General features: G+C 52.7%; 9 protein-coding genes. 8 read left to right on the forward strand and 1 reads right to left on the reverse strand.

The window, feature by feature from the left end:
• The first annotated feature begins 192 nt into the window (after positions 1 to 192).
• The 6 genes from JCM25146_RS20025 to JCM25146_RS15060 all read left to right on the forward strand — a co-directional run bounded on the left by JCM25146_RS20025 (position 193) and on the right by JCM25146_RS15060 (position 5,618).
• The gene (locus JCM25146_RS20025) at positions 193 to 699 is read left to right on the forward strand and encodes a sigma-70 family RNA polymerase sigma factor (RefSeq protein WP_035372778.1); all 507 of its coding nucleotides are present in this window, start codon (positions 193 to 195) and stop codon (positions 697 to 699) included.
• A 121-nt stretch (positions 700 to 820) separates the two neighbouring features.
• A complete protein-coding gene (locus JCM25146_RS15040; protein ID WP_025829042.1) occupies positions 821 to 1,825 on the forward strand; it encodes a FecR family protein in 1,005 nt (334 codons plus the stop codon).
• 149 nt (positions 1,826 to 1,974) lie between these two features.
• Positions 1,975 to 4,527 carry a TonB-dependent siderophore receptor gene (locus tag JCM25146_RS15045; protein WP_242401183.1) on the forward strand — a complete coding sequence of 851 codons (2,553 nt, stop codon included), beginning with the start codon at positions 1,975 to 1,977 and terminating at the stop codon, positions 4,525 to 4,527.
• Between the two features lie 311 nt (positions 4,528 to 4,838).
• Positions 4,839 to 5,045 carry a transcriptional regulator domain-containing protein gene (locus JCM25146_RS15050; protein WP_025829045.1) on the forward strand — a complete coding sequence of 69 codons (207 nt, stop codon included), beginning with the start codon at positions 4,839 to 4,841 and terminating at the stop codon, positions 5,043 to 5,045.
• A gap of 121 nt (positions 5,046 to 5,166) precedes the next feature.
• Positions 5,167 to 5,388: a hypothetical protein gene (locus tag JCM25146_RS15055; protein ID WP_148299117.1), complete on the forward strand. Its 222-nt coding sequence runs from the start codon at positions 5,167 to 5,169 to the stop codon at positions 5,386 to 5,388.
• Entirely contained in the window at positions 5,385 to 5,618 is a 234-nt protein-coding gene (locus JCM25146_RS15060; protein ID WP_025829049.1) for a DNA -binding domain-containing protein, read from the forward strand. Before JCM25146_RS15055 ends, JCM25146_RS15060 begins: the two co-directional genes overlap by 4 nt.
• 21 nt (positions 5,619 to 5,639) lie before the next feature.
• Here JCM25146_RS15060 and JCM25146_RS20030 read toward each other — a convergent pair whose 3' ends face one another.
• Complete coding sequence (locus JCM25146_RS20030) at positions 5,640 to 6,047, reverse strand: hypothetical protein (protein WP_025829051.1); 408 nt, start codon at positions 6,045 to 6,047, stop codon at positions 5,640 to 5,642.
• A 187-nt stretch (positions 6,048 to 6,234) separates the two neighbouring features.
• Between JCM25146_RS20030 and JCM25146_RS20035 the strand changes: the two genes are divergently transcribed.
• A complete protein-coding gene (locus JCM25146_RS20035) occupies positions 6,235 to 6,969 on the forward strand; it encodes an RNase A-like domain-containing protein (protein ID WP_242401184.1) in 735 nt (244 codons plus the stop codon).
• Positions 6,941 to 7,324, forward strand: coding sequence for a hypothetical protein (locus tag JCM25146_RS21740; RefSeq protein WP_199897767.1), 384 nt, complete (start codon positions 6,941 to 6,943; stop codon positions 7,322 to 7,324). Before JCM25146_RS20035 ends, JCM25146_RS21740 begins: the two co-directional genes overlap by 29 nt.
• Positions 7,325 to 7,377 lie beyond the last annotated feature (53 nt).

A 7,377-nucleotide genomic window follows, 5' to 3' on the forward strand; every position in this document is an offset into this window, starting at 1 on the left:
CCGGGACGCGCCGAGTGCGCAGCTAGAGGGCCGGGAAGGGAAGGAAGAGGCTTGAACCGCACAGCACAGAGCCGATCCGCCAACCTTCTCCTTGCCTTCCAATCCGTCCTCACGTAGCTACCAAATAAGAATGGTTCTTAAATGTGGTGAAGCGGATTCGTATGACCGCGTGATGAAGTGGACAGCGCACCTTTGGACAGCGAGAAGGACAATCTGAGCCTGTTCGTGCAGAACCGTAAACGGCTGGTCGACTATGCGACCACTGTCACGGGGACTACGACGCAAAGCGAGGATATCGTTCAGGAAGCGTGGGTTCGTTTCTCGACGGTCTCTCAGGCTGATCCGAATTTTGTTCGTGAACCGTTACGCTATCTCTTTCGCATTGTCCGAAATATTGCTCTTGATGGCAGACGGGCACATATCAGCCGTAGCCGTTATGTGATCTCTGACAATGGAAGCGAGACAACTCATCTTCAACCAGATGAGCGGGCTGTTCCGGAAGTCGAGATTCTGCATCGCCAGCAACTGGCCATTGTGCGGGATGCTCTTGCAGAACTCCCAGAGCGCACAAGAATAGCCGTGGAATTGCACCGTCTTGAAGGATTGAAGACCAGGGAGGTGGCCGCACGGTTGGGAATCTCTGTAACACGTGCCCATACTCTGATCGCCGAAGCGTTGCCCATTGCCGGAGACGCCTGAAGTCGTTCCAGTAAATCATTATAGAAAAAAATCTACGCTGCTTCGTTTATGAAGTAGGGACTGATTTCGTCCATGTTCGGACATGTGACGGCCAACATGATGCTTGAGTATCGGGAGAGGGATGACGGCAGGGATAGAGAGCGAAGACGAACGGGCAATAAGGGAAGCAACTGACTGGCTTATCTTTTTGGAAGATGAGCCTGATGATCCCGATCTTCGCACCCGTTTCGCTGAATGGCTTTCCGCTCACCCGGCCAACAGAAGAGCCTGGACCGAGACCGCGCAAGCCTATGATCTGATTGGTCCCGCATCGGCGGATGAAGGTGCTGCCATCCGTGTATTTGAAGCGCGAGACGTAGCGGACGAGGTGGCTCCTCTGCCATCGCAGCGCATCCTATCGAAGCGAATGGTTCCGGTCATCGGTGCAGGGATGGCGCTCGCCGCCTGTCTCGTCCTACTGATAACTCCGAGCGCTCTTCTTTGGTGGCAAGCTGATTATACAACAGGCACGGCCCAACAACAGTCGATCAAGCTCGCAGATGGTACAGACGTAGAGCTAGCTCCTCAGAGTGCTATTGCCGTGGATTATAAAGGGTCACAACGGCATATTCGTCTTTTGAAAGGTCGTGCTTTTTTTGAAGTGACACATGACGCAACGCGCCCGTTTGCCGTGGATGCTCATAGTGTCCGCACGACAGATATCGGCACTGCGTTTGAAGTCGGCTTCGGGGCGGATAGTACGGATGTTGCGGTTGCGCAGGGATCTGTGCAGGTAGACGCTTCTCCGTCTTTTGGGGTTTCAGAGCGTTTGCAGGCGGGACAGGCGATCCACGTAGGCTGGATGGGCGGTTTCCATCGTACGAATGCTGACGGGACCGAAATCGCCTCATGGCGACATGGGCAGTTGATCGCTAATGATCAGCCGGTGGCTGATGTGGTGGAAAAACTCCGTCCCTACTTCAAAGGGATGATTGTGCTTGCCAGTTCAGACTTCGCTGCACGGCGGGTTACAGGGGTTTATGACCTGAATAACCCAGTCGGAGCCCTGCACGCCCTAGCGCAAGCCCATGAGGGCGTAGCCGTAAGGCGTATGACACCTTGGTTTGTCATTATCTCCGATTTCTAATTTTTCGTATCCGATCATAAAAAAGAGGGAAAAAATTTTCTCGGCACCCGTCGCTCAAGTAGGGGATGAAACTGCAATGCAGTCGCATTAACGGCACATCCCCGGCTACGTAGAGCATAGTAAGGGAAACAATGCCGTTGCGACGGAATGTGAGTGTCGGTGCTGACCGAAAAATTATTGCAGCAATTCTGATGACAAGCTCGGCACTGGCTTCTGTTGCCGGAGCATCAGGCGCTTTTGCTCAAACGGTGGTTTCATCTGCGATGACTGCCGATCAATCAAAAAGCTTTTCTATTCCAACAGGATCTCTTGCAAAGGCGCTAACGTCTTTCGGGGCGCAGTCTGGAACACAGGTTTCGGTCGAGACATCTCTCATTCAGGGACTATCGTCTCACGGTGTGACTGGGCGTATGACTGCGCAGCAGGCACTGGTGCAGTTGCTGGCGGGCACGGGCCTGACCTATCGTCTTTCAGGAAATGTTGTGACGCTCGTTCCGGCTTCTGCCAACATCACCCTCGGTCCGGTCCGTGTCGGCGGCACGCTGGCGAAAGAATCTGCTACTGGACCAGGTGTCGGGTATGTAGCTCATTACACTGAAGCAGGCACTAAAACTGATACACCAATTACAGAGATACCTAATTCTGTCTACGTGGTAACTAAGCAAGAAATTATAGATCGACAATCACAAAATGTCCTGGAAGCATTACAATACTTGCCTGGTGTGGTTAACATGAAGGGCGCGGCTGATAACGGAGCTGCAAACGGCAGTCTCGCCAACGGAACTGGTAGCATTATGATGCGCGGTTTTGCAGCTACGCAGTACGTTGATGGTATTATGTCCCATTCCAGTTCAGCAGGAGAGACGGCTTTTGTCGAAAGAGTTGAAGCTCTGATGGGGCCAGCCTCAGTATTGTATGGGCAAGTTGGACCTGGTGGACTTGTTGCTACTCGTCTAAAACAGCCGACTGATACCTCCATTCGGAATGTTACTGTTGGGTTTGGAAACTGGGGACGATATGAAGCAACGTTCGATGTTGCTGATAAAGTAACAAAATCAGGTAATGTTAAGTATAGAATTGCCGGAATTGGCGTAACTCAAGGAACACAACAAGATTATGCACACTATAAACGAGTGGGCGTTTTGCCGTCACTCAAATGGGATATCGATGAAAAAACAAGCCTGACTGTTCTTGGGGAGTATATGTACACGCCCGATTCCGGAACGAGTGGCCTATATCCTGGTGTTGGAACTATCATCCCAGGGAAATACGGATATATTCCTAGAAGTCGATATCTATTCGATCCTGGCGTTAACCACAATTCTACTACGGAAGCTGATTTTGAATATCAATTCTCACATAAATTTAATAAAGACTGGGAGTTTCAACAAACATTTAGATATGAGGATTCTTCTTCTCATGGCAATCAAGTTTACTTACGACAAGGTCTTCAGGCCGATGGAGAGACATATCCACGAGCCGCGTGGAAGGCTTCTGCGTTCCAGAAAACACTTGGTCTTGATAGTCGCGTCATAGGTCACTTCAATACTGGCCCAGTGAAACAAACACTAGTTGCAGGAGTAGACTTCAGGCGCGTACATTGGATACAAGATCTTGTATACGATCTTGATGGCATACCATCAATCAATGTATGGAACCCGATATATTACAATGTTCATACGTGTTATACGTTTAACTGTCCGAATGCGCTCTCTGTAAATAATGTCAACCAGACGCAGTTTCAGAAAGGCGTCTATTTTCAAGACCAGATTAAATTTGGTCACTTGTCTGTGTTGCTGGGAGGGCGTCAAGATTGGTACAACTATGAAGGCACATCCTTAGCACAGACAAAAGGTGACGGTGCAACCACAGCGGTCTCAACGTCACGTAGTTCAGAAAATCCATCGGCATCGAAATTCACATGGCGCGCGGGGTTTACCTACAATTTTGAGTTTGGTCTGACACCATATTTTAGCTATGCAACATCATTTATTCCGCAGGTCGGAGCATTTAAATATAATGGTGAGGCTATCAAATCATTAACAGGCGCACAATATGAAGCGGGTTTAAAATATATGGTGCCTCATACCGATGTACTTCTGACCGCTGCCGCCTATCACATCAAAGAAGACCACTACGAGATTACGGATACGGAGCATCCTGGAAAACAGATGGACGCTGGCGAAGTGACATCAAAAGGCGTGGAGCTATCTGCTCATGCCAATATTACAAAAGACTTGCATTTGACGGCATCCTATACATTTAACGATACACGCGTTACGAACAGCGACACAACTGTTGTCTTACGCAGTATGTCTGGCGCAAACTTAGGGAGCGTTTCTGAGCAGGGGAAATATATAAGCGGCTTGCCACGTAATATGGCAAACATGTTTATCGACTATACGTTGCCCCGCAATGTATTTCATGGGCTGGGAATTAATTTCGGAGCTAGATATATAGGTTCGAGTTACGCCGATAATGCCAATTCGTATAAAGTTCCTGATTATATCTTATTTGATGTTGGAGCTCACGTGGACTTTGGGAATGTATGGTCAGTCTTAAAAGGTATGCAGGCACGGCTAGCTATGTCGAATATCGCTAATACACGTTACGTTACCGGTTGTGGAAGCAGCACGTACGGTGGGACTTGCGCTTATGGCCAAGGCCGCCGTGTTTATGGGAATCTTTCATATAGCTGGTGAAATTTCCCCACCCCGAACTACGGCATCTTTTCCCTATTAGTTTCGGCACCTTGCCCCTCGTCTCTATGCCAAACTCGTGGGGCAGGCATGCTGCAAGAAGCGTGGACTGTTCCCGGCAAGATGCGAGGGGCAAGCCATGTCAAACTCGGTGGGTGATACTGCGCAACATGCGTGGAGCTCCCTGCAATTTTCATAAGGTCATGCCGCAAGGCGTGAGAACTCAATGTAACCAGAAACTTGGGGCTGGCTGACAGGTGCGGCATGTTTTGCCGTACCCGGTCGGCGGCTCCCCAGTCGAGAGGATTGTCCCCATGCCATTCGACATCTGGCATTCCGAGGCCGATCTGGCCATCCTCAGAACCCTCCCGGCCTCCGCCCTTGCCGGGGCCTTCATGCGCCGCTGGTCCCGCTATATCAGCGATTATCGCGACAGTCTGCTCCGGGCCGGTGCGAGCGGCAATCCCTCGCTCCTGTGGGCGGCGTTCCGGGACCGATGGAGGTTACAGTTTTGTCCATAATCCGGACATTCCCATCACCCGAAAACCTGTGATCTGGCATAGGGAAGATACAACAAGGATCATCAGCCTGACGGATGCCCCTCGGGGTTTTGCCAATCTCCGGTCGCTGGATTTCGAGGCTATGGGCCGCATCCTGTTCGACAGCGAGGACGACGTGGGGCGCTCCGTCACCGTGACCGGTTCTTTCGGGACATTTTTCTTCCTGCTGGATGATCCGGCCGCCGCAAAGCGGCCTGCGGTCGTGATCCCGATCGACCCGCATTACCGAAGTCGCTGGTATGAGGCTGGGCGTTTCGTGGCCCATCATCTGGGTTTCAGACTGCCTGCCGTGTTCCTCCGATGATAACGCCGTTTCGATCCCTGCATCTGATCCGCTGCCTGCATGCCTATGACCTGCATCGGGCGGGTGCGGATGAACGCCGGATTGCTGCCGTCCTCATCAATCCTCGCGCCCTGACCATGTCCTGGAACGAATGGCGCGACCATACATGGCGTAGGACCGCCAAGGACTGGCGCGACGAAGGTATTGCCCTGGTCGAGGGTGGCTATCTCAAACTGCTGCTTGAGGGGTGATGTCACCCACGGGGACGAGCGCTATGCTTTGGGTGACGCAGCATCGGGCCTGTCAGCGGGCCTCTGACGCATGGCAGGGATATCGAGCGGGATGTCATCTCGGAAGGACCGCCCTTGAGAGAGCCGCCGCCCCAGCGTATCCAGAAACCGGGTAAACCGTTCCTGGCCCAGCGCATTGGCGGCGTCCTGCGCCTCGGCGGGCAGGGGCGGCATTTGTCCCAGCCAGAAGCGGATGAACAGGGCGTGTGTTTCCAGCGCGATCATCAGGTCGCGCTCCTGCCGCTGCATCTGGCGCGTCAGCCGGTCCAGCCCCACCGGGACGCTGGCCGTGCTGTTCCAGAGCAGCCGGGGCGCAACATGCATTGCGGCGGACACACCTACCGCCAGCACGACGAAATAGGTGCCGAAGAACCAGGCACGCCGGGTCATGATACCAGCCTCGCACGTTTCAGCCATGCCGCGTGCAGGGGCTGTGTATAGGGCCGTGGTTCCTGCCCGGCGATGATACGGTTATCTGCCGAGCCAGCAAACAATCAACCGGGCCGAAGGGCTGGCCACGATCGGCTTCGGGGCGGCGGAAATGGCCGGTATTGCCCTTGCCGCTCACGGCGTTGACATGATGGCCGCCGGACGACGGGCGTGGAATACAGGCACACCACCCCAAACCCAGACTGAACGTGCGGTTCGTAGTGCGGCGCTGAGGGCGCATGCGTCCCCCGCCGTTGCGGGTCTGGCAGGTGCGGTCGCAGATGCCCTGATCCCCGGCGGCCTACTGCATGCGGCAGGGTCTTTCGCAGCCACCCGGGCCATTCGCGTGGCATCGGCGGATGCAGGCAAGCTGACCTTCCGGCATGCCGACATCACAACGGAGCACTTCCATCGGCCTTCGCCGTATACCCCACAGCCTCCAAGATCACCCACCAACCAGAACCTTCTCTCCCCCCATAGACAGAAGTGGCTCAATCTCAACCACCATGAGGCACCCCCACATAATCACAAAGCGGGTGGCCATGTGCTACGAAAACATGTCGACCCAACCGATGAATATATCGAGCGGCGGTTTATGAAGGAAAAACACCCTGTCGTTTCATTCTTCACTTCGAAGGAAGAGGCCGAACGTGCTATTAACAAAGTGCTTAGAGATAATTCCTATAAAATTGATGGCTGGCTCAAGGGCGCCAGAAATGATGATAAAACCTTGCTTGAAGGATATACCTCTGGAAGGGGAACTGTCGTAATCGAGAGGGCCAGTCGACAGCGCAAGGCTGCGCGACGCATTCAAGTTACAATTGTCATAAAAGAATACAATGGAATGATCTACTATGTCCAAACTGTTAAACTATACCACTAATGATATTCTCGACCTGTTTCCTCGTCTGGCTGACCTCGGCTGCGGCGCATTCGGCGAAGATGCCGATACCTTTGGCGATACGTTACGTGAAGTTATACAGGATGAACCACAAACGCGGGTTTTGTCATTCAAATGGCAAACAATTAGCGAATTAAGAACTTTATTAGCTGGCAGTGATGCAGATATCGAGTGCGTCAGTGAGGCTGTCCTTGGCATAATTCCAACCGTTGCCCCTGAGGAACCACCGAATTGGGGCAGTTTTTCTAACCTGCGGGCATTCTGGTCAGCTGTTCTACATGCCTTTGAAAACGACCCCGAAGTGCAAGCAGGAAGAGAGATTGACCCCGACGTATAGGAGAGAGGCATTTACCAACACCAAAATACAGAATGTCTGCTTTCATGTGTGCC

This window comes from Acetobacter okinawensis JCM 25146, from assembly GCF_000613865.1.
Lineage (GTDB): Bacteria > Pseudomonadota > Alphaproteobacteria > Acetobacterales > Acetobacteraceae > Acetobacter > Acetobacter okinawensis.

Bases quoted from the DNA above. Each gene is read 5' to 3' on its own strand.
- JCM25146_RS20030 (WP_025829051.1), bottom strand. From the start codon at position 6,047: ATGACCCGGCGTGCCTGGTTCTTCGGCACCTATTTCGTCGTGCTGGCG.
- JCM25146_RS15050 (WP_025829045.1), top strand. From the start codon at position 4,839: ATGCCATTCGACATCTGGCATTCCGAGGCCGATCTGGCCATCCTCAGA.
- JCM25146_RS15055 (WP_148299117.1), top strand. From the start codon at position 5,167: ATGGGCCGCATCCTGTTCGACAGCGAGGACGACGTGGGGCGCTCCGTC.
- JCM25146_RS20035 (WP_242401184.1), top strand. From the start codon at position 6,235: ATGATGGCCGCCGGACGACGGGCGTGGAATACAGGCACACCACCCCAA.
- JCM25146_RS15040 (WP_025829042.1), top strand. From the start codon at position 821: ATGACGGCAGGGATAGAGAGCGAAGACGAACGGGCAATAAGGGAAGCA.
- JCM25146_RS21740 (WP_199897767.1), top strand. From the start codon at position 6,941: ATGTCCAAACTGTTAAACTATACCACTAATGATATTCTCGACCTGTTT.
- JCM25146_RS15060 (WP_025829049.1), top strand. From the start codon at position 5,385: ATGATAACGCCGTTTCGATCCCTGCATCTGATCCGCTGCCTGCATGCC.